27 protein-coding genes are annotated in these 25,652 nt (G+C 43.1%); 26 read left to right on the top strand and 1 reads right to left on the bottom strand.

Going from position 1 to position 25,652, the window contains the following annotated elements; genetic code table 11:
• Positions 1-3: 3 nt before the first annotated feature.
• The 6 genes from ACQKFG_RS00790 (at position 4) to spoVM (ending at position 5,305) form a co-directional block, all read left to right on the top strand.
• Positions 4-753 carry a Stp1/IreP family PP2C-type Ser/Thr phosphatase gene (locus ACQKFG_RS00790; RefSeq protein ID WP_427555498.1) on the top strand — a complete coding sequence of 250 codons (750 nt, stop codon included), beginning with the start codon at positions 4-6 and terminating at the stop codon, positions 751-753.
• A gap of 5 nt (positions 754-758) precedes the next feature.
• Positions 759-2,792: a Stk1 family PASTA domain-containing Ser/Thr kinase gene (gene pknB / locus ACQKFG_RS00785; RefSeq protein ID WP_192203993.1), complete on the top strand. Its 2,034-nt coding sequence runs from the start codon at positions 759-761 to the stop codon at positions 2,790-2,792.
• Between the two features lie 23 nt (positions 2,793-2,815).
• Positions 2,816-3,697, top strand: coding sequence for a ribosome small subunit-dependent GTPase A (gene rsgA, locus ACQKFG_RS00780; protein WP_141992197.1), 882 nt, complete (start codon positions 2,816-2,818; stop codon positions 3,695-3,697).
• Position 3,698: 1 nt separating this feature from the next.
• Positions 3,699-4,346, top strand: a complete 648-nt coding sequence (gene rpe / locus ACQKFG_RS00775; RefSeq protein ID WP_342615354.1) for a ribulose-phosphate 3-epimerase — start codon at positions 3,699-3,701, stop codon at positions 4,344-4,346.
• Positions 4,347-4,448: 102 nt separating this feature from the next.
• On the top strand, positions 4,449-5,102 hold the full coding sequence (locus tag ACQKFG_RS00770) for a thiamine diphosphokinase (RefSeq protein ID WP_349729630.1): 654 nt from the start codon (positions 4,449-4,451) through the stop codon (positions 5,100-5,102).
• Positions 5,103-5,224: 122 nt separating this feature from the next.
• Entirely contained in the window at positions 5,225-5,305 is an 81-nt protein-coding gene (spoVM, locus tag ACQKFG_RS00765) for a stage V sporulation protein SpoVM (RefSeq protein ID WP_034313769.1), read from the top strand.
• A gap of 185 nt (positions 5,306-5,490) precedes the next feature.
• On the opposite strand, the gene rpmB is transcribed toward spoVM, so the two are convergent.
• Positions 5,491-5,679 carry a 50S ribosomal protein L28 gene (rpmB, locus tag ACQKFG_RS00760; protein WP_034313767.1) on the bottom strand — a complete coding sequence of 63 codons (189 nt, stop codon included), beginning with the start codon at positions 5,677-5,679 and terminating at the stop codon, positions 5,491-5,493.
• A 253-nt stretch (positions 5,680-5,932) separates the two neighbouring features.
• Between rpmB and ACQKFG_RS00755 the strand changes: the two genes are divergently transcribed.
• The 20 genes from ACQKFG_RS00755 to trmD all read left to right on the top strand — a co-directional run bounded on the left by ACQKFG_RS00755 (position 5,933) and on the right by trmD (position 25,608).
• Complete coding sequence (locus ACQKFG_RS00755; protein ID WP_192203996.1) at positions 5,933-6,295, top strand: Asp23/Gls24 family envelope stress response protein; 363 nt, start codon at positions 5,933-5,935, stop codon at positions 6,293-6,295.
• Between the two features lie 19 nt (positions 6,296-6,314).
• Positions 6,315-7,985 (top strand): DAK2 domain-containing protein, encoded by a 1,671-nt coding sequence (locus ACQKFG_RS00750; RefSeq protein ID WP_349729631.1) that lies wholly within the window; start codon positions 6,315-6,317, stop codon positions 7,983-7,985.
• 206 nt (positions 7,986-8,191) lie between these two features.
• Positions 8,192-8,854, top strand: a complete 663-nt coding sequence (gene sdaAB, locus ACQKFG_RS00745; protein ID WP_192203998.1) for an L-serine ammonia-lyase, iron-sulfur-dependent subunit beta — start codon at positions 8,192-8,194, stop codon at positions 8,852-8,854.
• A 37-nt stretch (positions 8,855-8,891) separates the two neighbouring features.
• Positions 8,892-9,776 carry an L-serine ammonia-lyase, iron-sulfur-dependent, subunit alpha gene (gene sdaAA, locus ACQKFG_RS00740; RefSeq protein ID WP_141992193.1) on the top strand — a complete coding sequence of 295 codons (885 nt, stop codon included), beginning with the start codon at positions 8,892-8,894 and terminating at the stop codon, positions 9,774-9,776.
• Positions 9,773-11,824, top strand: a complete 2,052-nt coding sequence (gene recG, locus ACQKFG_RS00735) for an ATP-dependent DNA helicase RecG (RefSeq protein WP_427555491.1) — start codon at positions 9,773-9,775, stop codon at positions 11,822-11,824. The genes sdaAA and recG overlap by 4 nt, the downstream gene beginning before the upstream one ends.
• A 118-nt stretch (positions 11,825-11,942) precedes the next feature.
• On the top strand, positions 11,943-12,500 hold the full coding sequence (gene fapR, locus ACQKFG_RS00730) for a transcription factor FapR (RefSeq protein WP_098371041.1): 558 nt from the start codon (positions 11,943-11,945) through the stop codon (positions 12,498-12,500).
• Positions 12,501-12,524: 24 nt separating this feature from the next.
• Positions 12,525-13,511 carry a phosphate acyltransferase PlsX gene (gene plsX, locus ACQKFG_RS00725; RefSeq protein WP_192204000.1) on the top strand — a complete coding sequence of 329 codons (987 nt, stop codon included), beginning with the start codon at positions 12,525-12,527 and terminating at the stop codon, positions 13,509-13,511.
• A gap of 27 nt (positions 13,512-13,538) precedes the next feature.
• Positions 13,539-14,486, top strand: coding sequence for an ACP S-malonyltransferase (fabD, locus tag ACQKFG_RS00720; protein ID WP_349729633.1), 948 nt, complete (start codon positions 13,539-13,541; stop codon positions 14,484-14,486).
• On the top strand, positions 14,483-15,226 hold the full coding sequence (fabG, locus tag ACQKFG_RS00715; RefSeq protein WP_192204002.1) for a 3-oxoacyl-[acyl-carrier-protein] reductase: 744 nt from the start codon (positions 14,483-14,485) through the stop codon (positions 15,224-15,226). The genes fabD and fabG overlap by 4 nt, the downstream gene beginning before the upstream one ends.
• A 57-nt stretch (positions 15,227-15,283) precedes the next feature.
• Positions 15,284-15,517 carry an acyl carrier protein gene (locus ACQKFG_RS00710; RefSeq protein ID WP_034313729.1) on the top strand — a complete coding sequence of 78 codons (234 nt, stop codon included), beginning with the start codon at positions 15,284-15,286 and terminating at the stop codon, positions 15,515-15,517.
• 266 nt (positions 15,518-15,783) lie between these two features.
• Positions 15,784-16,524 carry a ribonuclease III gene (gene rnc / locus ACQKFG_RS00705; protein WP_192208199.1) on the top strand — a complete coding sequence of 247 codons (741 nt, stop codon included), beginning with the start codon at positions 15,784-15,786 and terminating at the stop codon, positions 16,522-16,524.
• A gap of 24 nt (positions 16,525-16,548) precedes the next feature.
• On the top strand, positions 16,549-20,112 hold the full coding sequence (smc, locus tag ACQKFG_RS00700; protein WP_427555485.1) for a chromosome segregation protein SMC: 3,564 nt from the start codon (positions 16,549-16,551) through the stop codon (positions 20,110-20,112).
• 27 nt (positions 20,113-20,139) lie between these two features.
• Positions 20,140-21,162: a signal recognition particle-docking protein FtsY gene (gene ftsY, locus ACQKFG_RS00695; protein WP_192204004.1), complete on the top strand. Its 1,023-nt coding sequence runs from the start codon at positions 20,140-20,142 to the stop codon at positions 21,160-21,162.
• 220 nt (positions 21,163-21,382) lie between these two features.
• On the top strand, positions 21,383-21,715 hold the full coding sequence (locus ACQKFG_RS00690; protein ID WP_192204006.1) for a putative DNA-binding protein: 333 nt from the start codon (positions 21,383-21,385) through the stop codon (positions 21,713-21,715).
• Positions 21,716-21,726: 11 nt separating this feature from the next.
• The gene (ffh, locus tag ACQKFG_RS00685; protein WP_192204007.1) at positions 21,727-23,067 is read left to right on the top strand and encodes a signal recognition particle protein; all 1,341 of its coding nucleotides are present in this window, start codon (positions 21,727-21,729) and stop codon (positions 23,065-23,067) included.
• Between the two features lie 153 nt (positions 23,068-23,220).
• The gene (gene rpsP / locus ACQKFG_RS00680) at positions 23,221-23,493 is read left to right on the top strand and encodes a 30S ribosomal protein S16 (RefSeq protein ID WP_053345299.1); all 273 of its coding nucleotides are present in this window, start codon (positions 23,221-23,223) and stop codon (positions 23,491-23,493) included.
• A 13-nt stretch (positions 23,494-23,506) separates the two neighbouring features.
• Positions 23,507-23,737, top strand: a complete 231-nt coding sequence (locus ACQKFG_RS00675; RefSeq protein WP_048684915.1) for a KH domain-containing protein — start codon at positions 23,507-23,509, stop codon at positions 23,735-23,737.
• 221 nt (positions 23,738-23,958) lie between these two features.
• The gene (locus tag ACQKFG_RS00670; protein WP_034313711.1) at positions 23,959-24,345 is read left to right on the top strand and encodes a YlqD family protein; all 387 of its coding nucleotides are present in this window, start codon (positions 23,959-23,961) and stop codon (positions 24,343-24,345) included.
• Positions 24,346-24,355: 10 nt separating this feature from the next.
• Positions 24,356-24,874, top strand: coding sequence for a ribosome maturation factor RimM (gene rimM / locus ACQKFG_RS00665; RefSeq protein WP_192204008.1), 519 nt, complete (start codon positions 24,356-24,358; stop codon positions 24,872-24,874).
• Positions 24,874-25,608 (top strand): tRNA (guanosine(37)-N1)-methyltransferase TrmD, encoded by a 735-nt coding sequence (trmD, locus tag ACQKFG_RS00660; protein ID WP_192204009.1) that lies wholly within the window; start codon positions 24,874-24,876, stop codon positions 25,606-25,608. The genes rimM and trmD overlap by 1 nt, the downstream gene beginning before the upstream one ends.
• The last annotated feature ends 44 nt before the right edge of the window (positions 25,609-25,652 follow it).

Raw genomic sequence — 25,652 nt, 5'->3', positions numbered from 1 at the left:
CCTATGAGGGCAATATTTAAGACAGACCGTGGAAAAGTCCGCCAGCATAATGAAGATAATGGCGGAATCTTTAAGAACTCGGAAGGCGTTCGCCTTGCCATCGTTGCAGATGGCATGGGCGGCCACCGTGCCGGGGATGTAGCCAGTGCAATGACGATAGACCTTCTGAAAAAGGGCTGGGAAGCATCTACAGGTATCGAAACGGCAAATGATGCCGAGGATTGGCTGAAGCAGCAAATCGTTCTGGTCAATCAGTTGCTTTTTGAACATGCTGAAGCGAATACGGAATGTAAGGGCATGGGGACCACCATTGTTGCAGCTATTTGCACCGACAAGTTTGCTACCGTTGCCAACATCGGGGACAGCCGATGTTATTTGTATAATGAGAGCGGCTTTAAGCAGGTCACGGAAGATCATTCACTTGTTAATGAATTGGTCCGTTCCGGGCAGATTTCAAAGGAAGATGCCGAAAACCACCCACGGAAAAATGTTTTATTACGAGCCCTGGGAACAGAAATGCAAGTGGAAATGGACGTTATGACTGTCATTTTCGAAGAAAATGATTTACTATTGCTTTGTTCGGATGGATTGACGAACAAAGTGAGTGAACAGGAACTGGAAGATACCATAACCAATGGACAGTCACTTGAAGAAAAGGCGATTTCATTAATAGATAAGGCCAATCACTACGGTGGGGAAGATAATATCACCCTTGTGCTTGTTCAATTTACTGAAGAAAGTGAAAGCAGGTGAATTGAATGTTGATTGGTAGAAGAATCAACGGCCGTTATAAACTGATCGAGATGGTCGGTGGCGGCGGTATGGCAAATGTTTACCTTGCAAGGGATATGATCTTGGATAGGGACGTTGCATTGAAAATCCTTCGCATGGATTTTAATAATGACGAAGAGTTCATCAAGCGCTTCAATCGGGAAGCCCAATCGGCAACCAGTTTGGCCCATCCCAATATCGTAAGTATTTATGATGTTGGTGAAGAAGATTCAATCTATTATATTGTAATGGAATATGTGGACGGTTTTACACTAAAGCAATACATACAAAAATATTATCCAATTCCAGTTGATGAAGCCCTGGATATCATGAAGCAAATCACGGCAGCGATTTCCCATGCCCATCATAATGGGATCATCCATCGTGACATCAAGCCACAGAACATTTTGATTGATAAAGAAGGAACCGTCAAGATTACGGACTTCGGCATTGCATTGGCACTAAGTGCAACAAACATAACGCAGACCAACGCAGTCTTGGGCTCGGTTCATTACTTATCCCCGGAACAGGCCAGAGGCGGTATGGCCAATAAGAAATCGGACATTTATTCACTGGGTATCGTCATGTTTGAATTGTTGACGGGGAGATTGCCTTTTTCGGGTGAATCAGCCGTTTCGATAGCTCTTAAACACTTACAATCGGAAACTCCTTCGCCCAAACGCTGGAACTCTGAAATACCTCAGAGTGTGGAAAATATTATCCTGAAAGCGACAGCCAAAGATTCATATTACCGCTATGATAGCGTGGATTCAATGGAAGATGACATGCGGACTTCGCTTAATCCTGAGCGTTCAAATGAACTGCCTTTTGCCATTCCTGAAGATCATGATGCAACGAAAGCCATCCCCGTCATAACGGATGATCAGATTTCAAGCGTCGATGAGACAATCATAAGGGGTCCGGAAAAAAATACATTGGTCTATGCGGACGATGAAGAAAGTGAATCAGAAGCAGAGAGTAAATCGAAAACGAAACCGAAAAAACAAAAGAAACAGAAAAAACAAAAAATCAAGTCGGAACATAAAGGTAAAAAACGAAAGAACATCCCTGCGATCTTGGTGACCACCTTTTTAGTTCTCGCACTGCTTGCTGTTTTATCTGTCACTGTTTTACCTCCCCTCCTTGTTTCGAAGGAAGTGACGATCCCGGACCTCAAAGGGGAAGAATTGGATGATGCCATTACTGAATTGCTTGAATTGGATTTGAAAATTGGAGAAACGATCGAGATCGAAGATGAAGAGGTTGAAGCTGGTCTTGTAATCAAAACCAATCCTAAAGAAGGTAAGACAGTCAAGGAAGGTGCAGTGATCGATATTTATCAAAGCATTGGTAAAGAGACGATTTCATTGTCCAGTTATGAAGGTCGAGACTATTCTGATGTTAAATCCCTGCTTGAAAAAATGGGATTCAAAAACATAAGCGTGACCGAAAAATATGATGACAGTGCTGCCGGCACGATCATAGAACAATCGCCTTCGGGGGCCACTGAGGTCGTACCATCCGAAACGGAGCTTGAGCTAACGGTCAGCAAAGGGGCAGATCTGCTGAGCTTGAAGAACTTAACAGGGTTCAATGAAGCAGGCCTTAATGATTATTCCAATGAGAGTGGAATAAAGATCGATGTCGAAGAAGAAATCTATGATGATTCCGTAGCAGAGGGGCTTGTCATTTCCCAGTCACCCGAACCTGCTACGAAGGTGGAAAAGGGCAGTACTGTGAAAGTGGTCATTTCAAAAGGGAAAGAAGAGATTCCTCCCAAGAGTGTAACGGAGGAAATCAAAATCGAGTATGATCCGGTTGAGCCAGGCAAAACGCAAAAAATACAAATTTTCATCGAGGATATCAACAATAGCATGACGGAGCCTCAAGAAACGTTCTTTATCTTGGATGATGCCAAAAGAACGATCGAATTAATGGTTTCCCCGGATAAGAAAGCAGGATATAAAGTCATGCGGGACAATCAGGTCATCATTGACGAATCCGTCTCATATCCAGAATAAATTTAATAATTAGGAGTGTGGTTATGCCCGAGGGAAAAATTATCAAAGCATTAAGTGGATTTTATTATGTCCTTGATGGTGAAGAGGTGTATCAATGCCGCGGACGGGGCGTATTCAGGAAGAATAAGGTAACGCCGCTTGTGGGTGATTATGTGGTTTTTGAAGCGGAAAATAAAACGGACGGGACCGTGACCGAAATAAAACCACGAAAGAATGAATTGATTCGTCCGCAAATCTCGAATGTAGATCAGGCAATCCTTGTCTTTTCAGCAGTAGAGCCTGATTTCAGTCCGGCTTTGCTTGATCGATTCCTCGTACTGATCGAAGATAACGAAATCGAACCCATTATCGTCGTGACGAAACTTGACTTGGTTACGGCTGAAAACCAAAAGAAATTGTCTCAGTATATCAAGGACTATCAGAAACTTGGCTATACTGTACTGGAAACATCCTCAGTTACTGCTGGAGGAATTGAAGGACTAGTGCCGTATTTAGAAGGAAAAACCAGTGTATTTGCCGGTCAGTCAGGCGTTGGGAAATCGTCTTTGCTGAATGCAATCAATCCTGACTTGGCTTTAAAGACGGATGATATTTCATCACATCTGGGACGTGGGAAGCATACCACCCGCCACGTTGAATTGATTCATATTGGCTCTGGACTAGTCGCAGATACTCCTGGGTTCAGTTCCCTTGAATTCATGGAAATGGAAGCTGAACGGTTATCTTATTGCTTCCCGGAAATGCATAAGTATGGGGAAGACTGTAAATTCCGTGCCTGCCTGCACGATAAAGAACCGAAGTGTGCAGTGAAAGAAGCGGTTGATGCCGGGGAAATTCCACGCTATCGATATGAGCATTATATGCAATTCTTAGAAGAAATCAGAGATAGAAAGCCGAGGTATTAAAATGGTTAAAATCGCACCATCCATTTTATCAGCTGACTTTGCAAAATTGGGAGAAGAAATTCTTGATGTCGAAAGGGGCGGAGCGGATTTAATCCATGTGGATGTCATGGATGGGCATTTCGTGCCGAATATAACGATAGGCTCACTAATTGTTGATGCTATCCGCCCGGTGACAAAACTTCCGCTTGATGTTCATTTAATGATCGAACAACCTGATCGTTATATCGAGGCCTTTGCGAAAGCGGGAGCCGATTATATAACTGTACATGTAGAGGCATGCACTCATTTGCATCGGACGATACAATTGATTAAATCTTTTGGTGTAAAGGCAGGCGTGGTGCTTAATCCAGCCACTCCGGCTTCCATGATCCAACCTATAATCGAAGATATTGACATGGTATTGTTGATGACGGTCAATCCGGGTTTTGGCGGGCAAAAGTTCATTAAATCCGTTCTGCCGAAGATTGCCGAAGTGAAGGCGATGGCAGAAATGTATAATCAAAACCTCGAAATAGAGATTGATGGCGGAGTGAATGAAGAAACGGCTAAACTATGTATTGAACAGGGGGCGACAGTCCTGGTGGCCGGCTCGGCAATATATAATCAAGAAGATCGACACGCAGCGATTCAAAAGATTCGGGGAAAGTGATATAAGCCGACACTATCATATTCGTATGATGGTGGTCGGCTTTTTTTATCAATTAAACAAAGGCACCTTGGATATGATTAGATATAGAAAAGGATGATTTCAATGATTATTAGTATAATGGCTGGAGGTCCGGAATGTTTTTGGCCGGATCTGGAATGGTATGAGGAGAAGACTGATCTTTGGGTTGGGGTTGATAGGGGAGTATGGTCCTTGCTTGAAAAAGGTATCGAACCTAAGTACGGCTTTGGGGATTTTGATTCAGTTTCGGAAGGCGAATACAAGAAGATTGAGCAAAGGCTGGAACAAATCAATCTATATTCTTCGGAAAAGGATGAAACGGATTTAGAGATCGCATTTAAATGGGCAATAGGGCAAAAGCCAAGTGAAATTCATATCCTGGGCGCTACAGGGGGAAGAATGGACCATTTTCTTGGAAATATACAGCTGCTGCAAAAAGAAAGTGTCCTCCCTTATCATGACGATATAGAAATATACATAGTCGATCGGCAAAATATATTCACAGTAAAGACAGCGGGTTCATATGAGGTCACTGCTTTGAAAGATAAGAAATACTTGTCATTGCTTCCTGTAACGGCGGAAGTCACCGGCATTACACTTTCGGGCTTTAAATACCCACTGAATGATGCAAGCGTGGAAATAGGTTCGACGCTTTGCATCAGCAATGAACTAATTTCCGAATCTGGGAATGTTTCATTTGAGAAAGGCATATTAATGGTGATAAGAAGCAGTGATTAAAATTCATGCTTAGAGCAGATTCGGATATAATTACGATCATCCTATATCCGCTTAAAAGCTTATGTTGTAATAGAAAAATTCCACTTCATCTTTTATTGTGGGATGCAAAGAGGAGGGGCATGATGAAATTTTATACGATTAAATTGCCAAAAGTTCTGGGCAGTTTGGTAAGGGCTATGCTCGGAGCGTTTAAAAAAGGCTGATACTTATCTCCATGACACCTCTCAAATACAGGGAGGTGTTATTTTTGGTAAAAAGGGGCGGCCATCCATTAATGGGTGAAGGCTTTCTTCCTTGATTCAGATCAGCCTTGATCACCGAATTGAAACCATCCCCATTAATATCGGCCATTACAAGTAAAAAGGCATCCTAAGAGGATGCCGTAACATTATACGCGTTCTACTTTGCCCGATTTAAGAGCTCTTGCAGAAACGTATACACGTTTAGGTTTACCGTCAACTAAAATACGTACTTTTTGAAGGTTAGCGCCCCATGTACGCTTGCTAGCGTTCATTGCGTGAGAGCGGCTGTTACCAGAACGAGTTCTTCTTCCAGTGATTACACATTTACGTGCCATGTTAAATTCCCTCCTAACTACAACAAGCTTAAGTTTTTCGCAGTCGTCTTAAGTCTTTGTAAAATACTTTAATAATTTATCATACCTACCGTTAGAATGCAATACTTCAGTTAATTACTTTCAAGAAAAAAACCTTGACATACATACTTCAAAATTGAATTATATATAGTACCGTATGACATTTACTTTTAAAACCATAGACATTATAGTAAAATGTCTTTAGTTGATTTGATTTTTTGGGAGGGAAAAGAAAATGTCTATCGAATTACAAACGAAGTATGGACAAATTGACATCTCTAATGATGTTATCGCTACTGTAGCAGGCGGAGCAGCCGTGGATTGCTACGGAATTATAGGAATGGCTTCCAAAAAACAATTTAAAGACGGCATTGCCGAAATTTTAAGAAAAGAAAACTTTACTAAGGGTGTAATAGTCCGTCAAGATGAGGAAGAAGTTCATATCGATATGTATATTATCGTAAGTTATGGAACGAAAATCTCGGAAGTTGCACATAATGTGCAATCAAAGGTAAAGTATACTCTGGACAAAACTGTAGGATTAGCTGTTGATTCCGTCAACATTTTTGTACAGGGAGTTCGCGTGACGAACCCTTAAATATTAGGAGGAAAGTTTTGTGTCAATTACAAGTTTAAACGGAAAGCGCTTTGCAGAAATGATCATTCAAGGTGCCAACCATTTAGCGGCTAATGCCCAAATGGTTGATGCGTTGAATGTTTTCCCTGTTCCAGATGGAGATACAGGAACGAATATGAATTTATCGATGACTTCGGGAGCGAAGGAAGTGCAAAATAACGTCCAGGAACACATCGGGAAAGTGGGTACGTCCCTTTCAAGAGGTCTGCTAATGGGCGCACGTGGCAATTCAGGAGTAATTCTATCGCAACTGTTCCGCGGTTTTGCTAAAGCGATTGAAAATAAATCGGAAATCAATAGTGAAGAGTTTGCCCAAGCTTTTGAAGCAGGGGTACAGACAGCTTATAAAGCTGTAATGAAACCTGTTGAAGGAACCATCTTAACGGTTGCAAAAGATGCGGCCAAGCAAGCGGTTTCATCAGCAGCAATGCACCAAGACCTTATTCAAGTAATGGAAGAAATCGTTACGGAGGCCAATGCCTCATTAAAACGCACACCTGATCTTCTTCCAGTCTTAAAAGAAGTCGGAGTCGTTGATAGCGGTGGGCAAGGGTTGGTGTTCGTTTATGAAGGCTTCCTTGCTGAGCTGAAAGGTGAAGCCCTTCCAGTCCGATCTTCAAATGGTCCAAGCATGGACGACATGATCAGTGCCGAACATCACATGAATGTACAAGGGCATATGAATACGGAAGATATCGTGTATGGCTACTGTACGGAATTCATGGTCCGATTGGAAAGTGAGAAACTTGCCAATAAACCATTTGATGAAGAAAAATTCAGAAATGATTTAAGTGAATACGGAGATTCTTTATTGGTCATCTCAGATGATGAAGTCGTCAAAGTACATATTCACTCTGAACAGCCTGGCACGTGCCTGAATTATGGACAGCAATATGGCAGTTTAATTAAAATGAAAATCGATAATATGCGTGAACAGCATACTGCGATTGTCGGTGAGACTAATACACCGCTTCAAACTAAACCGTCCACCAAAGAGAAGTACGCTATAGTGTCAGTGGCGATGGGTGCTGGCATCAGCGAATTATTCAAAAGCATCGGAGCTAAGTCCATCATCGAAGGCGGACAAACGATGAATCCTAGCACGGAAGATATCGTTAAGGCTGTCGAAGAGGCATATGCAGATCATGTCATCATCTTGCCTAATAATAAAAATATCATCATGGCGGCCAATCAGGCTGCAGATGTGCTTGGCGATCATGTGACTGTCATTCCAACGAAAACAGTGCCGCAGGGAATGGCTGCATTGTTGGCGTTCAACCCTTCACTTGATGCTGAAGAGAATAAAAAAGCGATGATCGAAGCCCTTTCGCATGTGAAAACGGGACAGATCACTTATGCTGTCCGGGATACAAACATTGACGGTCTAGCGATCGAGACCGGGGACTTCATGGGAATTGCTGAAGGCACCATCAAAGTGAAGGATAAAGACATGACTCAGGCGGCAAAAGATCTTCTGACAGATATGATTGACGAAGATTCGGAAATCCTTACCATTTTATATGGAGAAGATGCCACTGCTGAAGATGTCGAAAGTCTTGTTGCGTTTTGTAATGAGAATTTTGAAGACGTTGAAGTTGAAGTCCATAATGGGAAACAACCTTTATATTCTTTTATTTTTTCAATTGAATAAGTAGAGGATCAGGAAGATATGGGAAACTTATTCGTCTAAATTCTGGTAGGATCCTGAAAAAAATAAAGGCAATAAACTGCATATGTCATTAGGCTATGCAGTTTTATTTTTTTGAAAAGAAGGATTACGGACAGCGTGATTGTAATTACAATATATCAGGCTTTAATTATTTAACTACTCCCAGTGTGAAGAAGGAGGAACAATTCATGAAATTTAGAAGTGTATTCGATATAATTGGTCCTGTTATGATCGGTCCCTCTAGTTCCCATACAGCAGGAGCTGCAAGGATCGGTAGGGTTGCCAGGAGTTTATTCGACCGGGAACCGAAATGGGCCCATATTTCTTTTTACGGATCATTTGCCAAAACCTATAAAGGCCATGGAACGGATGTAGCCATTGTAGGTGGCTTACTTGATTTTGATACATTTGATGAGAGAATCAAAGAATCGCTGGAACTAGCCCGCAAAAAGAAAATGAAAATTACTTTTCGGGAAGAAGAAGCAGTACCGGAACATCCCAATACGGCAAAAGTAACCGTTGGTGATGATGATGGTGAACTGGAACTTGTCGGAATATCGATTGGCGGGGGAAAGATCGAAATCGTCGAACTGAATGGATTTAAATTGAGGCTCTCCGGGCACAATCCTGCCATACTCGTCGTTCATGATGATCGATATGGAGCCATTGCCAATGTTTCAAACATATTAGCCAAGCATCAAATCAATATTGGCCAGATGGAAGTCTCCCGAAAAGAGAAAGGGAAGATGGCCTTGATGACGATTGAAGTGGACCATAACCTGGAGGATCAAGTCATCGCTGAAATTACGGCACTCCCCAACATCACTCAAGTAGCAAGGATTGTGGATTGACAGGGCAATCGTTTCCACTTAGGAAGGAGAATGAATCATGTTTCGAAATGTAGCGGAATTAGTAGAATTGGCTGAATCAAAGCAGAAAAGAATTTCAACGCTGATGATAGAGCAGGAAATGGAAGTAACGGGAAAAAGCCGTGAAGAAATCATCCGCCAGATGGGAGTCAACCTGGATGTAATGGAACAGGCAGTTGAAAAAGGACTTCAAGGTGTACGGTCCGTTTCCGGCCTGACGGGTGGGGATGCAGTTCTTCTTCAGAATTACATTAAATCCGGAAATTCCTTATCCGGTGAGCTGCTGTTGGATGCGGTAAGCAAAGCCGTGGCAACAAACGAAGTGAACGCAGCCATGGGAACGATTTGTGCGACACCGACTGCCGGATCTGCTGGTGTTGTGCCTGGAACGCTTTTTGCTTTGCAAAATAAATTAAAACCGACTCGGGAACAAAAAATCGAGTTCCTATTTACAGCAGGGGCTTTTGGTTTTGTTGTAGCGAATAATGCTTCGATCTCTGGAGCCGCAGGGGGCTGTCAGGCGGAGGTCGGTTCTGCCTCGGGCATGGCAGCGGCAGCCATCGTTGAAATGGCAGGAGGGACACCAGCACAAAGTGCAGAGGCGATGGCAATCACATTGAAGAACATGCTTGGTCTTGTATGTGACCCTGTTGCTGGGCTTGTGGAAGTGCCTTGTGTGAAGCGGAATGCCATGGGTGCAGCCAATGCAATGGTTGCTGCAGATATGGCGTTAGCGGGGATCACAAGCCGGATACCGTGTGATGAAGTAATTGATGCGATGTATAAAATCGGGCAAACGATGCCATCGGCACTTAGGGAAACTGCACAAGGAGGTTTAGCGGCTACACCGACTGGGCGGGAGTTGGAAGCGAAAATCTTTGGCTTGCCGCTGAATAAGAAGTGAAAGCAACTTTACAGGAATCCATAACAGCAGTAAAAGGAATTGGGGCCGAAACGGCGGCAGCGTTGGGGGAAATGGAGATCCATACCGTCGCGGATCTCCTTGAGCATCTCCCATATCGCTATGAAGATTACCGGTTGAGGGATTTGGAAACGGTCGAGCACGATGAGCGGGTTACCGTGGAAGGCAAGGTACATACGGTGCCCACTTTAGGATACTTCGGAAAGAAAAAATCCAGGCTTACGATTAAAGTATTGACTGGGAGATATTTAATAAATGTCATTTTTTTTAACCAGCCATACCTGAAGCCGAAGCTTGCTATAGGTGAAACCGTAACGATTACAGGGAAGTGGGATCGTCATCGCCAAACCATTACAGGGTCGGAATGCCACGTTGGTGATCGCAGCCGTGAGAAAGAATTCGAACCGGTATACTCAGTGAAAGGCAGCATTACTGTCAAGGGTCTCCGCCGCTTTATCTCCAATGCATTTTCTGAATATGGGGCAATGATAGAAGAAAATCTGCCCCCGCAATTAATGGCGGCATACAAACTGATGCCTCGTAACGATGCTCTTCGTACCATGCATTTCCCTTTATCGGCCAATGAGGTGAAAAAGGCTCGACGCCGTTTTGTGTATGAAGAGTTTTTATTGTTTCAACTTAAAATGCAGGCACTTCGTAAAGTGCAGAGGGAGCAGTCAAAAGGGATAGGACAGGAGTTTGATATGAAGCAGCTGGAGGCCTTCATTGGAACTCTACCTTTTCCTTTGACGAACGCTCAAAATAGGGTCGTCGAGGAAATAATGAATGACATGAAATCTCCTTACCGGATGAATCGTCTACTTCAAGGGGATGTCGGGTCTGGAAAAACGGTGGTTGCCGCCATATGCCTGAAGGCGACGATTACAGCAGGTTTCCAAGGTGCACTTATGGTCCCGACGGAAATCTTGGCTGAGCAGCATGCACAATCCCTGAAGGCAATGTTGGAACCGAGTGGAGTAAAGGTTGCATTGTTGACCAGTTCGGTAAAAGGCAAAAAACGCAAGGAACTATTGCAAATGCTGGAATCCGGGGAGCTAGATCTTTTGATAGGAACTCATGCATTGATACAGGATGAAGTGAATTTTCAAAACCTAGGTCTTGTCATAACGGATGAACAGCATCGTTTCGGAGTGGAACAGCGCCGCATCCTTCGTGAAAAAGGTACGAATCCAGATGTCCTTTTCATGACTGCTACACCGATTCCGCGAACGCTTGCAATTACAGTGTTTGGGGAAATGGACGTCTCCACAATCGATGAAATGCCTGCCGGGCGAAAAGCGATAGAAACTTATTGGGCGAAACACCAGATGCTTGATCGGATCTTAGCATTTGTCGAAAAGGAACTAAAGAAAGGGAGACAGGCATACGTCATCTGTCCATTGATTGAAGAGTCGGAGAAACTCGATTCATTACAGAATGTTCTCGATGTTCATGCAATGCTGACACAATACTTTGCGAACAGGTACAAAGTGGGTCTTATGCATGGAAGGCTGCCCGCGGATGAAAAAGACGAAGTGATGCAGCAGTTTAGTGCCAATGAAGCACAAATCCTTGTTTCCACGACGGTTGTCGAGGTTGGGGTGAATGTTCCAAATGCAACGGTAATGGTCATTTATGATGCGGAGCGCTTTGGGCTTTCACAGTTGCATCAGTTACGCGGAAGGGTCGGACGGGGGAGTGATCAGTCCTTTTGCATACTGCTGGCTGATCCGAAAACGGAAGTCGGGAAAGAACGGATGAAAATCATGACCGAGACAAACGATGGATTTGCCCTTTCCGAAAAAGATTTGGAACTTCGTGGCCCCGGGGACTTCTTCGGTAAAAAACAAAGCGGCCTTCCCGAGTTCAAGGTAGCAGACATGGTCCATGATTACAGGACCCTGGAAGTGGCAAGGATGGATGCAGCAAAATTGATTGCCTCCCAAAGCTTTTGGCATTCCCCGGAGTATGCTCCGCTTCGGAACTATCTAGAGGGGACGGGTGTATTCACGGGAGAAAAGCTGGACTGAACTGAATGAAAAACCAATAGCAGATTGTGAGATTTTACTCAATATCTTGCAATCTGTTTTTAAAATATATATACTACTATTAGTACCTAGTCATAATACTACGGATGGTGACCTTCAAATGCGAAGAAATAAGAAGGAACGCCAGCAATTATTAATCGAAACGATTAAACAGAATCCTTTTGTAACGGATGAGGAGCTGGCTGAAAAATATTCGGTGAGCGTCCAGACCATTAGGCTTGACCGTCTTGAATTATCGATACCGGAACTGCGTGAGCGTATTAAAAGCGTGGCCGAGAAAAAATTCAGTGACGAGATCAGGGCATTGCCTTTGGATGAAATCATCGGGGAAGTAATTGACCTTAATTTAGATGATAATGCAATTTCGATTTTAGATATAAATAAAGAGCATGTCTTTAAGCGGAATGGAATTGCAAGGGGGCATCACCTTTTTGCCCAAGCGAATTCATTGGCTGTGGCAGTCATAAATGATGAACTGGCCTTGACTGCAAAAGCATCCATTTTATTTACTCGTTCTGTAAAGGAAAATGAAAGAGTGGTAGCTAAAGCGAGGGTTAAAAGCGTGGATCACACCAACGATCGTTCCGTGGTGGAAGTCAGAAGCTACGTGGGTAATGAACTGGTTTTTAAAGGCGAGTTCGAAATGTATCGCTCTTAACTTTCTAGTAAAGGATGAAAGAAAATGAAGATTACGATAGATGCCATGGGTGGCGATAATGCTCCCGAGGCGCAGGTTTTGGGGGCGATGAAAGCTGTCGAGAATTTTTCCGATGTGGAAATCACCTTGATAGGCAATCAAGCTGAAATAAACCAATACTTAGCAAAACATGACCGTATAAGGGTTATACATACTGATGAAAAAATATTGAGTACCGACGAACCGGTTCGTGCGGTCCGGCGCAAGAAAAGCGCCTCGATGGTGTTGGCTGCACAGCACGTAGCTGACGGAGAAGCAGATGCATGCATTTCCTCAGGCAATACGGGGGCGCTAATGGCTGCGGGCTTGTTTGTGGTCGGAAGAATAGAAGGAATTGAACGTCCGGCATTGGCTCCCACCCTTCCGACAATCGATGGTAAAGGTTTTGTGTTACTGGATGTAGGTGCGAACTCCGATGCGAAACCGGAGCATCTCCTTCAATTCGCCATAATGGGGTCTGTTTATGCCCAAAAAGTGCGAGGAATCGAAAAGCCCCGTGTCGGATTACTTAATATTGGCACAGAAGAAAAAAAGGGGAATGATCTGACAAAGCATGCCTTTACATTACTGCAGCAATCATCGGAGATATCCTTTATAGGTAACGTAGAGGCAAGGGACCTCCTGAACGGGCCGGCAGATGTTGTCGTTACGGACGGCTTCACGGGAAATATGGTATTAAAGACGCTTGAAGGTACTGCTATGAGCGTATTCAAAATGGTGAAAACGGCCTTGATGAGCAATCTCAAGAGTAAGTTGGCCGCAGCAATGGTAAAACCTGAACTAAAAGGCATAAAAAATAAAATGGATTATTCGGAGTATGGCGGTGCGGGCCTATTCGGTTTGAAGGCCCCTGTCATTAAGGCTCATGGTTCTTCAGATGCGAATGCGGTCTATAATGCAATACGCCAGACTCGCAATATGGTTGGAAATGACGTCATATCGACAATTGCGGAGACGATAGAAAAACAATAATAAATCAAAGAGGCAGGGGAGTAACAGATGGGTAAAATTGCTTTTGTCTTTCCAGGACAAGGTTCACAATCAATAGGAATGGGGCATGGCTTATTTCAGGAAAACGAGCGTGCTCAGAAAATTTTTCGAACAGCTGATGAAAAACTTGATTTTCCACTTTCCGAATTGATCTTTAATGGCACACAACAAGAATTAACGGTGACTTATAATGCACAGCCTGCTTTATTGACCACGAGTTATGCTTTCGTCAAGGAGTTGGAAGAAGCGGGAATCAAACCCGATTATACAGCCGGGCACAGTTTAGGTGAATATACGGCATTAGTGGCATCTGGTGCAATTTCTTTTGAGGATGCTGTATATACAGTGCGTAAGCGTGGTGAATTCATGGAAGCTGCGGTACCGAATGGTCAAGGCTCAATGGCTGCGATTTTGGGAATGGACCGGGAAGCCCTATCTGAAGTCACTTCTGAAATTACGGCCACAGGGGAATCCGTTCAATTGGCCAATATTAACTGTCCAGGGCAAATCGTCATTTCAGGCACTTCGGAAGGGGTTAAACTTGCGAGTGCAAAAGCCAAGGAAAATGGCGCTAAACGGGCTCTTCCTCTTGAGGTTAGCGGACCGTTCCATTCGGAATTGATGAAACCGGCAGCAGAAAAATTACAGGGTGTCCTCGATGAAGTAAGCATCAAACAGGCAGAAATTCCTGTTATTTCAAACGTAACGGCCAAGCCCATTACAGCTCCTGCCGAAATAAAAGAAAAATTAATCGAACAACTGTATTCACCGGTCCTTTGGGAGGACAGTGTGAAAAATCTACTTGAATTGGGCGTGGATACGTTCATCGAGGTGGGCCCTGGGAAAGTATTGGGCGGATTGATAAAGAAAATTGATCGTTCCGTTCAAATTCATTCGGTATCCGATTTAGATACTCTAACTAAAACAATTGAAACATTGAAGGGGGTACAATCATGATCCTCGAAGGAAAAAAAGCACTTGTAACGGGAGCCTCACGAGGTATAGGCAAGGAAGTTGCATTGGAACTTGCCCGTCAGGGAGCAGATGTTGCCATCAACTATTCTGGCAGTGAAGCTAAAGCGAATGAAGTGGTTGAAGAAATCAAGGCATTGGGGCGTAATGCATTCGCCATACAATGCGATGTTGCAAATAGTGAATCGGTGACAAGTATGATCAAAGAGGTCATCGAACAGTTTGGCAGAGTGGATATCCTGGTCAATAATGCTGGCATCACACGTGATAACCTATTGATGCGTATGAAAGAAGATGAATGGGATTCAGTGATCAATACGAATCTTAAAGGCGTGTTCCTATGCACCAAAGCGGTTACAAGGCAAATGATGAAACAGCGTAGCGGCAGGATCATCAATATGGCATCGATCGTCGGCGTCAGCGGTAATGCAGGGCAGGCTAATTATGTAGCGGCTAAAGCTGGTGTGATCGGCCTGACTAAAACCACGGCAAAGGAACTTGCTTCAAGAGGCATTACGGTCAATGCTATTGCCCCAGGTTTCATCTCAACGGATATGACGGGTGAATTGCCTGAAGATGTCCAAAAAGCCATGCTGGACCAAATTCCGCTTGCGCGGTTCGGTGACCCTAAAGATATTGCTGCAGTGGCGTCTTTCCTCGCTTCTGATGCCAGCAAATATATGACTGGGCAAACTCTTCATGTAGATGGCGGCATGGTCATGTAAGTTTTCTTTGATTTTTTTCGAAATTAATTTATAATGTTTTGAGGGGAGGTGAACACATTGGCAGATGTATTAGAAAGAGTAACTAAAATCGTTGTAGATCGTTTGAACGTAGAAGAATCAGAGGTAAAACTTGAAGCTTCTTTCAAAGAAGATCTTGGTGCCGATTCCCTTGATGTAGTTGAACTAGTCATGGAATTCGAAGACGAGTTTGATATGGAAATTTCGGACGATGACGCTGAAAAAATCGCCACAGTAGGTGATGCTGTGAATTACATACAAAGCACTATGTAATGAATTGTCATTTGACTAAAAGCTCCGTTTTTTAACGGGGCTTTCTCTTATTGCTTAAAGAAGTTTGTTGCATCAGCAGATAAGGAAATGAGCATGTACACGGTAAGTTCCGCCTGCATGGCAGTGGTCTTTTGCCATTAGTTTTCTTTAAGGTGATAATAATGTATGATGGTACATAGGAAAGCTTGACAGGAATTCCTGCCAGGTTTCTTTTTATATATATTGGAAAAATATGCTTTTTGAACCGTTGTGGAGGGTTTTGTGTGATGCGTAGGAACGGAAACAATCGTAAACCATCAATCAAGGATAATAATTTTAAACAGCTGCAAGAAAATCTGGGTTTTCATTTTAAAGATGAAAATCTATTAAAACAAGCTTTTACGCATTCATCTTATGTGAATGAGCATCGCCGTAAGCCTTATGAAGATAATGAAAGGCTTGAATTCTTAGGGGACGCTGTACTTGAATTGACCATCTCTAAATACTTATATCAAAAATATCCGATGATGAGCGAAGGTGAACTTACCAAACTAAGGGCTGCCATTGTTTGTGAGCCTTCACTAGTTGCTTTTGCCAACAGCCTTTCTTACGGGGAATATGTATTACTCGGAAAAGGTGAAGAAATGACAGGTGGAAGAGAACGTCCTGCCATGCTTGCGGATGTATTCGAAGCCTACATTGGCGCTTTGTACCTTGATCAAGGATTAGAGCCGGTTGTGCAGTTTTTGACGAATGTCGTGTTTCCGAAGATAGACGAGGGTGCTTTTTCTCATGTGATGGATTATAAGAGCCAGCTTCAGGAGCTGATCCAGCGGGATGCCATCGGTGTCCTGCAATATAAAATCTTGCAGGAAAAAGGACCGGCTCATAATCGGGAGTTTGTTTCGACCGTCTCCCTTAATGGGGAAGAGCTGGGCACTGGAATAGGAAAGTCAAAAAAAGAAGCGGAGCAGCATGCTGCCGAGCATGCATTGATCGTTTTAAAAGATAAAAAATCAACAAGATAGTTGAACAGTAGAGGGGGAAAGGTCATGTTCCTCAAACGTTTGGACGTTGTAGGATTTAAATCTTTCGCAGAGAAAATTTCGATTGATTTTGTACCTGGTGTCACGGCAGTGGTTGGACCAAACGGAAGCGGTAAAAGTAATGTGACCGATGCAGTCCGTTGGGTACTTGGAGAGCAGTCTGCGAAATCACTGCGTGGAGCAAAAATGGAAGATATCATCTTTTCGGGAAGTGACACGAGGAAAGCGTTGAATTTTGCGGAAGTATCATTGACCCTTGATAACGAGACCAATTCCCTACCGATCGACTTTCATGAAGTCAGTGTGACAAGACGTGTATATCGATCGGGAGAAAGTGAATTTTTCATTAATAATCAAGGTTGCCGTCTTAAAGACATCATAGACCTTTTCATGGATTCTGGTCTTGGGCGAGAAGCCTTTTCCATCATCAGCCAAGGGAAAGTGGAAGAAATCCTAAGCAGTAAGGCTGAAGAAAGACGAGTGATCTTTGAAGAGGCAGCCGGTGTCCTTAAGTATAAAACCAGAAAACGAAAAGCGGAATCGAAGCTGACGGAAACACAGGATAACTTAAACCGTGTCCATGATATCCTCCATGAATTGGAGGGACAGGTGGAGCCGTTAAAAATTCAGTCTTCCCTCGCCAAGGAATTTTTGGCGAAGAAAGAAGAGCTTGAGCAAATAGAAGTGGCTTTAACCGTTTTTGAAATAGAAGAGCTTTATGAGAAATGGAAAAAACTTTCTCAAGAACTTGAAAAACATAATGAAATGGAACAGCAAATGGCAGGACAGCTTCATGACAGGGAAGGGCATCTCAAAAAACTAAGGGATAGTCTTGCTGCGCTTGAGACATCGATCAATGGGCTTCAGGAAGTTCTCCTGAATGCCAGCGAAGAACTTGAAAAGCTTGAAGGCCGTAAAGAGGTTTTGAAAGAACGGAAAAAAAATGCTGCCCAAAACAAGTCACAGCTAGAAAAAGCGATTGTGGAAGGTGAGGCTGCCGTCGAGCGGTTGTCTTTGCAAAAGGAAAGAGAAACGGAAATCCTCAATGCACTGAACATGGAAGTGAAAGGGATTTCTGAAACCTTACATGAAAAACAAAAAAGCCTAGGCCTATTCAATAGTGATATTGAAGCGATGATCGAAGCGAAAAAGAGTGACTATATCGAGTGGTTGAACAAGCAGGCATCGGCTAAAAACGAAAAACAATACCTGCTCCAGCAATTAACGCAGCAGGAACATAAAAATGCTAAACTGGATATGGAAAATGAAAAGTTCTTAACCGAAAGAATGGAAATTGCTGCTAAAAAAATGGAATATTCACAGCTGATGGAAAATATGACCAAGCAGCTTGAAGAGCATGTCACTTATTTCCGAAATCAGCAGAATAAATTGAATGCTGCAAAAGATACGTATCAAAAACAAGAAACCACCCTTTATAAGGCCTATCAATTCCTTCAACAGGCAAAATCTCGTAAGGAACTACTTGAAGAAATGGAAGATGATTATGCAGGCTTTTTTCAAGGGGTAAAAGAGGTTTTGAAAGCGAAAGAAACCCTTCGAGGCATTGAAGGGGCAGTTGCGGAATTGATAAAGGTTCCAAAGGAATATGAAACGGCTATCGAAACGGCTTTGGGCGGAGCGATGCAGCATGTTGTCGTGGAACGCGAAGAGCATGCACGGGAAGCCATTTCCTTCTTGAAGAAAAATAGGTATGGGCGTGCGACGTTCTTGCCATTATCAGTCATAAAGGCAAGAGAGATATCAGCTAACCAACTATCGATGCTGAAGAGCCATCCAGCTTTTGTGGGGACGGGTTCCTCATTGATCCAATATGATGATAGGCATGCAGCGATTGCTGAAAACCTATTAGGAACCGTAATGATCACCACCGATTTAAAAGGTGCAAATGACCTGGCCAAAATGATGCAGCACCGTTTCCGCTTCGTAACACTTGAAGGAGATATCGTCAATCCAGGTGGTTCAATGACTGGTGGAGCCTTAAAGCAAAAAACGACCTCCTTGCTTTCAAGGAAAACGGAATTGGAAGAGCTCCATCAAAAACTTGCTGCAATGGAAGCTAAAACAAATCAGCTAGAAAAGCAAGTCAAACAGCTCAAAGTGGATCTGGGTGTTCAAGAGCAAACGCTTGAACAAACCAGAAAAACAGGAGAGAGACTTCGATTACAAGAACAAACCCTTAAGGGCGAACTCCGTGAAGTGGAGCTGCAGGAAAGAAATGTGAATGAACGGCTGCATCTTTATGATTTGGATAAAAATTCATATTTGGAAGAACAACAGCAAAAAACTGCAAGACTTGAAGAGCTGGAAGAACTTTTGGGATCGTGTAAAAATGAGATTGAAGGGCTGGACCGGTTGATTTCAGAAATGACCGAACAAAAGCAATCTCAACAATCCTCGAAAGAGAGCCTTGCTGAAGAAACGAATGAACTGAGGGTAATGCTTGCCTCTAAGCGCGGCCAGCTGCAAAACCAAAAAGAGAAGATGGAACGCATTGAATCGGATCTTTCAAAGGAAACAAGCAGGCTTGCCGAAAACAAAGATGATTTAGGGCTCCTGACCAATGAAATGACAGACAGTTCAAGCGGGGAAGAGTCGCTGGAAGATATGGCTCAGCAGAAATTGCTCGATAAAAATGGGGCAATTGAAGGAATCGCCATGAAAAAACAGGAAAAAGACGAGCTTCTAACGCAAGTTGAAACTCTTGAATTGTCCTTGAAAGAGGAAAATAGGCTTTATAGAGGCATTGTCGAAGTGATAAAGGATGAAGAAGTGAAATTAACTCGTCTGGATGTCGAACTGGAAAATCGCCTCGCCCACTTGAGAGAAGAATATACCCTTTCCTTTGAGGGTGCTAAAGAACAGTATCCATTGATGATGCCTGCAGAAGAAGCTCAAAAAAGGGTGAAGCTGATCAAGCTTGCAATCGAGGAACTGGGGACGGTGAATCTAGGTGCAATTGATGAATACGCACGAGTAGCTGAACGCTATGAATTCCTTCTTAGTCAAAAGGAAGACCTTCAACAGGCGAAAGATACATTATTCCAAGTCATCGATGAAATGGATGATGAAATGAAGCGGCGTTTTGCGGATACCTTCTATTCAATCCGTGAAGAGTTCGAACAAGTCTTCAAAGCCTTATTCGGCGGTGGCAGAGCGGAGCTGAAGCTGACAAATCCGGATGATTTACTAAATACAGGAGTAGATATCATTGCACAGCCTCCTGGGAAAAAACTGCAAAATTTGAGCCTCTTATCCGGGGGAGAACGAGCATTGACAGCCATAGCCCTTTTATTCTCCATTCTAAAAGTGCGTCCTGTGCCTTTCTGTATCCTTGATGAGGTCGAGGCAGCGCTTGATGAGGCGAATGTCGTCCGGTTCAGTCAATTTTTAAGGAAGTTCAGCAGGGAAACGCAGTTCATCGTGATCACTCACCGCAAGGGCACGATGGAAGAGGCGGATGTCCTATATGGCATTACGATGCAGGAGTCAGGTGTCTCCAAACTTGTTTCCGTCCGGATGGAAGAATCAGAAAACTTTATTGAAGTTTAAAATTCATGAATTAAAGGAAGTGGGACAATGAGTTTTTTCAAAAAGCTAAAAGAGAAATTTACGACCCAGGAAGAAAAAGAAAAAGAAAAATCAGTTGAAGCAGAAATATCCATAGGGGAAAAATTCAAACAAGGTTTGACAAAGACGAGGAATTCCTTTACGGGAAGGGTTAATGAACTTGTTGCCCGATACCGGAAAGTGGATGAGGACTTTTTTGAAGAACTTGAAGAAATCCTGATACAGGCTGATGTAGGCTTTGATACTGTGATGGAACTGATTGATCAATTAAAAATGGAAGTCAAGCTTCGCAATATCTCTGATACGAGGGAAGTGCAGTCCGTTATTTCCGAAAAGCTTGTAGAAATCTACCAAGGTGATGGTGAAGCGACTTCAAGCCTGAATATACAAGAAGAAGGTTTGACGGTCATATTGTTTGTAGGGGTTAATGGGGTAGGAAAAACGACGACCATTGGTAAACTTGCCCATAAATTCAAAACAGAAGGTAAATCTGTCGTATTGGCTGCCGGTGATACCTTCCGTGCCGGTGCAATCGAACAGCTCGAGGTTTGGGGAGAGCGTGTCGGTGTCAGTGTAATCAAACAGGGTGAAGGTTCTGACCCTGCAGCGGTCATGTTCGACGCCATTCAGGCCGCCAAGGCACGAAAAGCGGATATACTGATTTGCGATACGGCCGGCCGCTTACAGAATAAAGTGAATTTAATGAAGGAATTGGAAAAGGTGAAACGTGTAATTGAACGTGAAGTACCAGGTGCACCACACGAGGTGTTGCTTGCCCTTGATGCTACGACTGGGCAAAATGCACTTATTCAGGCCAAGACATTCAAGGAAGCGACCAATGTTTCCGGTATTGTTTTAACAAAGCTTGATGGCACTGCAAAAGGTGGGATTGTTTTGGCAATTCGCAATGAATTGGCCATTCCCGTTAAATTTGTCGGGCTAGGTGAAAAAATGGACGATTTACAGGAATTCGATGCTGAGAAATATGTTTACGGCCTTTTTGCTGATATCATCGATAAAGAAGAGGTTTAGAAAAAATGCAAGCCGGAAGAGATAATTCTCTTCTGGTTTTTTGTTCACAATGGTTATTTGGAGGAACAATTGCAGAAAGGTACAAAAAAGAGGATGAAAAAAGAAAAAAATAATGCTTTGCAAACATGTGGTAAGGAGTTTAACTTGACATCAAATAAACAAGGCTTTACAATATAAACTTGTAAAGGGTTTTCACTTAACAGCAGGGAGGCTTGCTAAGATGCTTGAAAAGACAACGCGGATTAATTATTTGTATGACTTTTACCAATCGTTGTTAACAGAGAAGCAGCAGAGCTACATGTCCCTCTACTATCTGGATGATTACTCTCTTGGCGAGATTGCCGAAGAATACGAAGTCAGTAGGCAGGCAGTCTATGATAATATAAAAAGAACGGAAGCGATGCTTGAGGAATATGAAGCAAAGCTTTTGTTATTTCAAAAATTTCAAGAGCGTAACCAGTGGATTGCTAATATGAAGGGACTCATAGAAAAGGATTCCTTTTCAAAAGAGGAGCTGCTTGAAGCAATCACAACGCTTGAGAAGTTGGATTAGGAGGCGGCAATATGGCATTTGAAGGATTGGCCGACCGACTGCAGAGCACGATGCAAAAAATCCGCGGAAAAGGGAAGGTCAACGAAGCGGACGTAAAAGAAATGATGCGTGAAGTTCGATTGGCCCTGCTTGAAGCGGATGTTAACTTTAAAGTCGTGAAGGATTTTGTAAAACGTGTCAGTGAACGTTCGGTAGGTCAGGAAGTGCTGAAAAGCTTAACCCCCGGTCAACAGGTAATTAAAGTAGTTAAGGAAGAATTGACGGAGCTGATGGGCGGCGAACAAAGCAAGATTGCCGTTGCCTCGAAACCACCGACTGTCATTATGATGGTAGGGCTTCAGGGTGCTGGTAAAACGACGACCACCGGAAAGCTTGCCAATCTTCTTAGAAAAAAATACAACCGCAAGCCATTGCTCGTTGCGGCTGATATTTACCGTCCGGCGGCGATTAAGCAGCTTGAAACACTTGGCAAACAATTAAGCATGCCTGTTTTCTCCCTTGGGGACCAGGTCAGCCCTGTTGAAATTGCCAAACAGGCAATTGAAAAAGCAAAGGAAGAACATCATGATTATGTGTTGATTGATACCGCAGGCCGCCTACATGTTGATGAAAACTTGATGGGTGAACTGAAGGATATCAAAGAGTTGACAAAACCTGATGAAATCTTCTTGGTTGTCGATGCGATGACAGGTCAGGATGCGGTCAATGTAGCCCAAAGCTTCAATGAACAGCTAGGCCTGACAGGAGTCGTCTTAACGAAACTTGATGGGGATACACGTGGCGGTGCGGCACTTTCCATTCGTTCAGTCACCGACACGCCGATTAAATTCGTCGGTATGGGGGAAAAGTTGGATGCACTTGAAGCTTTCCATCCAGAACGGATGGCGTCAAGGATTCTCGGCATGGGTGATGTATTGACCCTTATCGAAAAAGCACAGGCCAATGTAGATGAAGAAAAAGCGAAAGAATTAGAGAAAAAGATGCGTACAGCCACTTTTACCTTTGATGATTTCCTTGATCAGCTTGGTCAGGTGCGGAATATGGGACCGCTTGATGATATTCTGAAAATGATTCCCGGTGCGAATAAAATGAAAGGGATGGACAATCTTCAAATCGATGAGAAACAGATCGGTCATGTAGAAGCTATCATCCGTTCAATGACTACGCATGAGAAGGAACATCCGGAATCCATGAATGCATCCCGCAAGAAACGGATTGCCAAGGGAAGCGGCAGATCGATTCAAGAAGTGAACCGTCTACTGAAACAATTCGAAGAAATGAAAAAGATGATGAAACAGGTTACGAACATGCAAAAAGGAAAGAAAAAGGGATTCAAATTCCCGTTCATGTAAGGTTTATTTCAGGTCGAAACTGAAGTGAAATACGGGTCGAATCCATGTGTTTCAACACTTTTTTTACCTGTTAAGAAAAAAACCTTTACAAACATACAAGACATTTGATATTATACTATCTTGTGTGAAACTATTCGGAGGTGCTTATTTAAAATGGCAGTAAAAATTCGCTTAAAACGTATGGGAGCTAAAAAATCTCCTTTCTATCGTATTGTAGTTGCAGATTCCCGTTCACCACGTGACGGACGTTACATTGAAGTTGTAGGAACTTATAACCCGGTGACTCAACCAGCTAAAGTTGACATCAACGAAGAGCTTGCTCTTAAATGGTTACAAGATGGAGCTAAACCATCTGATACAGTTCGTAACTTATTCTCAACACAAGGCATCATGGAAAAATTCCATGTTGCAAAAAACAGCAAGTAATCGACGGTAGTTGATGAAAGCACTGATTGAAACGATTGTTTCAGCACTTGTGGATTATCCGGAAGAGGTCATCGTGACCTCCAAGGAAGAATCCGACCGGATTGTTTATATCCTCTCCGTTCATAAAGAGGACATGGGCAAGGTGATCGGTAAACAAGGGCGTGTTGCTAAGGCGATTCGGACTGTGGTATATGCAGCAGGATCTTCACAGCAGAAGAAAATCTATTTGGAGATTTCCGAATAAGGAGGGTTAATACCCCTCCTTTTTTTGTACTTCAAGAAAGTGAAATTCCGACTCGGATCCTAATTGAATAGACCAGGACTTTAAACTTTACGCCTTTTTAAGACGCATCTTTTACCGATTTACGTTATACTTAAGAGAATGACCCCCATTTCAAAAAGATTACCCCATCATACATATTTTTTGAAGGAATTAAGAAATCATAGATAATAGGAGGTGCTGGAATGAAAATTCTCCAAAATGTAATCGTTAACCAAGTATTAACGGAATCCAGCAAGAATCAGCTCCTCGAGAAATACAAGTCAAAACGCCTTCAGCTTCAAAAAGAGAGTGAACAGCTTCGCTTTGAACTGAAAAAACTTGAAAAAACAAGAACTCTCCAACCTGCTAGTCTCCGTGCTCATTTTGAAAAAGAAATAAACCAGAGGCAAGAAAAAATTAAACTGCTTGAATTTCAAATGGAGCAGTTGGAGATCCTTCCCGCAGGAAGTGAATTGAAGGAACGGGAAGTTCAAAGTATCATTGATGTGGAAATTGGGGCAGATTGGGACGAAATTATGGCAACGAAGACCATTGTCATTAAAGATGGAATCGTCTCGGAAATTCGTTAGAGGTGAAAGAATGGAAAAATGGTTTAATGTAGGTAAAATTGTCAACACACATGGTCTTTTAGGAGAAGTCCGTGTTATTTCTTCAACAGACTTTCCAGAAAAACGATACAAAGTGGGAAATACTCTGTATTTGTTTAGGGACACGGAGAAAAAACCCTTGCCGCTTATCATCAGGTCGCATCGCACCCATAAAAACTTTAACCTGCTGACATTCGAGAATTATTATAACGTCGGACAGGTCGAGGCTTTTAAAAACGGGGTCCTGAAAGTCAAGGAAGCACAGCTTGGCAAATTGGACGAAGGTGAGTTCTACTTCCATGAAATCATCGGCTGTTCGGTATTTACTGATGAAGGCATGGAAGTTGGGGAAATCATTGAGGTTCTTACGCCTGGTGCCAATGATGTTTGGGTAATTAAGAAAGCTGGCAGTAAGGACGTCCTGATCCCGTATATTGAACAAATTGTAAAAGAAGTGGATATTTCCGCTAAAAAGGTCATCATTACACCGATGGAAGGACTTTTGGACTGATGAAAATCGATGTGCTTTCGCTTTTTCCAGAAATGTTCGAAGGGGTATTTGGTTCGTCAATCTTAAAAAAGGCAGCGGAAAAGCAGGCTGTCAGCTATAAGGTGACCAATTTTCGAGATTATGCAGATAATAAACATTCGACGGTAGACGATTATCCGTATGGCGGCGGTGCCGGAATGGTATTGAAGGCACAGCCGATCTTTGATGCTGTGGAAGCTTTAAAAGGGCAAGGTGAGCTAACCCCAAGGGTAGTCCTGCTTTGTCCCCAGGGAGAGCGTTACACGCAGAAAAAAGCCGAAGAGCTTGCCGGAGAGGAACATCTCATTTTCATTTGCGGGCATTATGAAGGGTATGATGAGCGCATCCGGGAGCATGTCGTCACTGATGAAATATCGATTGGAGACTTTGTACTTACAGGCGGGGAATTGGGTGCGATGGTCATTATTGACAGCGTTGTGCGTTTGCTGCCTGGCGTTCTGGGAAATGTTGACTCCCCGATTCTTGATTCCTATTCTTCTGGTTTGTTAGAGCATCCCCATTATACTAGGCCTGCAGATTTCCGGGGGATGAAGGTTCCCGATCCGTTAATATCCGGGAATCATAAAAAAATCGATGAATGGCGGATGAAGGAATCTCTGCGCAGAACTTGGATTCGACGTCCGGATTTGCTCGATAGTTATGAACTATCGGAAGTTGAAAAAAAATTATTATCCGAGATTAAAAAAGAAGACTGATGTCTATTGCATCGACGTTTATAGTATGATAGGATATAACTTGT

The sequence above is a fragment of the Peribacillus sp. NPDC076916 genome (assembly GCF_050269675.1).
In the GTDB taxonomy this organism is placed as follows: domain Bacteria; phylum Bacillota; class Bacilli; order Bacillales; family DSM-1321; genus Peribacillus; species Peribacillus aracenensis.
Note: the sequence above shows the minus strand (reverse complement) of the source record. Positions and strands in the feature narration are given on the sequence as shown.

Bases quoted from the DNA above. Each gene is read 5' to 3' on its own strand.
- ACQKFG_RS00790 (WP_427555498.1), top strand. From the start codon at position 4: ATGAGGGCAATATTTAAGACAGACCGTGGAAAAGTCCGCCAGCATAAT.
- pknB (WP_192203993.1), top strand. From the start codon at position 759: ATGTTGATTGGTAGAAGAATCAACGGCCGTTATAAACTGATCGAGATG.
- rsgA (WP_141992197.1), top strand. From the start codon at position 2,816: ATGCCCGAGGGAAAAATTATCAAAGCATTAAGTGGATTTTATTATGTC.
- rpe (WP_342615354.1), top strand. From the start codon at position 3,699: ATGGTTAAAATCGCACCATCCATTTTATCAGCTGACTTTGCAAAATTG.
- ACQKFG_RS00770 (WP_349729630.1), top strand. From the start codon at position 4,449: ATGATTATTAGTATAATGGCTGGAGGTCCGGAATGTTTTTGGCCGGAT.
- spoVM (WP_034313769.1), top strand. From the start codon at position 5,225: ATGAAATTTTATACGATTAAATTGCCAAAAGTTCTGGGCAGTTTGGTA.
- rpmB (WP_034313767.1), bottom strand. From the start codon at position 5,679: ATGGCACGTAAATGTGTAATCACTGGAAGAAGAACTCGTTCTGGTAAC.
- ACQKFG_RS00755 (WP_192203996.1), top strand. From the start codon at position 5,933: ATGTCTATCGAATTACAAACGAAGTATGGACAAATTGACATCTCTAAT.
- sdaAB (WP_192203998.1), top strand. From the start codon at position 8,192: ATGAAATTTAGAAGTGTATTCGATATAATTGGTCCTGTTATGATCGGT.
- sdaAA (WP_141992193.1), top strand. From the start codon at position 8,892: ATGTTTCGAAATGTAGCGGAATTAGTAGAATTGGCTGAATCAAAGCAG.
- fapR (WP_098371041.1), top strand. From the start codon at position 11,943: ATGCGAAGAAATAAGAAGGAACGCCAGCAATTATTAATCGAAACGATT.
- plsX (WP_192204000.1), top strand. From the start codon at position 12,525: ATGAAGATTACGATAGATGCCATGGGTGGCGATAATGCTCCCGAGGCG.
- fabD (WP_349729633.1), top strand. From the start codon at position 13,539: ATGGGTAAAATTGCTTTTGTCTTTCCAGGACAAGGTTCACAATCAATA.
- fabG (WP_192204002.1), top strand. From the start codon at position 14,483: ATGATCCTCGAAGGAAAAAAAGCACTTGTAACGGGAGCCTCACGAGGT.
- rnc (WP_192208199.1), top strand. From the start codon at position 15,784: ATGCGTAGGAACGGAAACAATCGTAAACCATCAATCAAGGATAATAAT.
- smc (WP_427555485.1), top strand. From the start codon at position 16,549: ATGTTCCTCAAACGTTTGGACGTTGTAGGATTTAAATCTTTCGCAGAG.
- ftsY (WP_192204004.1), top strand. From the start codon at position 20,140: ATGAGTTTTTTCAAAAAGCTAAAAGAGAAATTTACGACCCAGGAAGAA.
- ACQKFG_RS00690 (WP_192204006.1), top strand. From the start codon at position 21,383: ATGCTTGAAAAGACAACGCGGATTAATTATTTGTATGACTTTTACCAA.
- ffh (WP_192204007.1), top strand. From the start codon at position 21,727: ATGGCATTTGAAGGATTGGCCGACCGACTGCAGAGCACGATGCAAAAA.
- rpsP (WP_053345299.1), top strand. From the start codon at position 23,221: ATGGCAGTAAAAATTCGCTTAAAACGTATGGGAGCTAAAAAATCTCCT.
- ACQKFG_RS00675 (WP_048684915.1), top strand. From the start codon at position 23,507: ATGAAAGCACTGATTGAAACGATTGTTTCAGCACTTGTGGATTATCCG.
- ACQKFG_RS00670 (WP_034313711.1), top strand. From the start codon at position 23,959: ATGAAAATTCTCCAAAATGTAATCGTTAACCAAGTATTAACGGAATCC.
- rimM (WP_192204008.1), top strand. From the start codon at position 24,356: ATGGAAAAATGGTTTAATGTAGGTAAAATTGTCAACACACATGGTCTT.
- trmD (WP_192204009.1), top strand. From the start codon at position 24,874: ATGAAAATCGATGTGCTTTCGCTTTTTCCAGAAATGTTCGAAGGGGTA.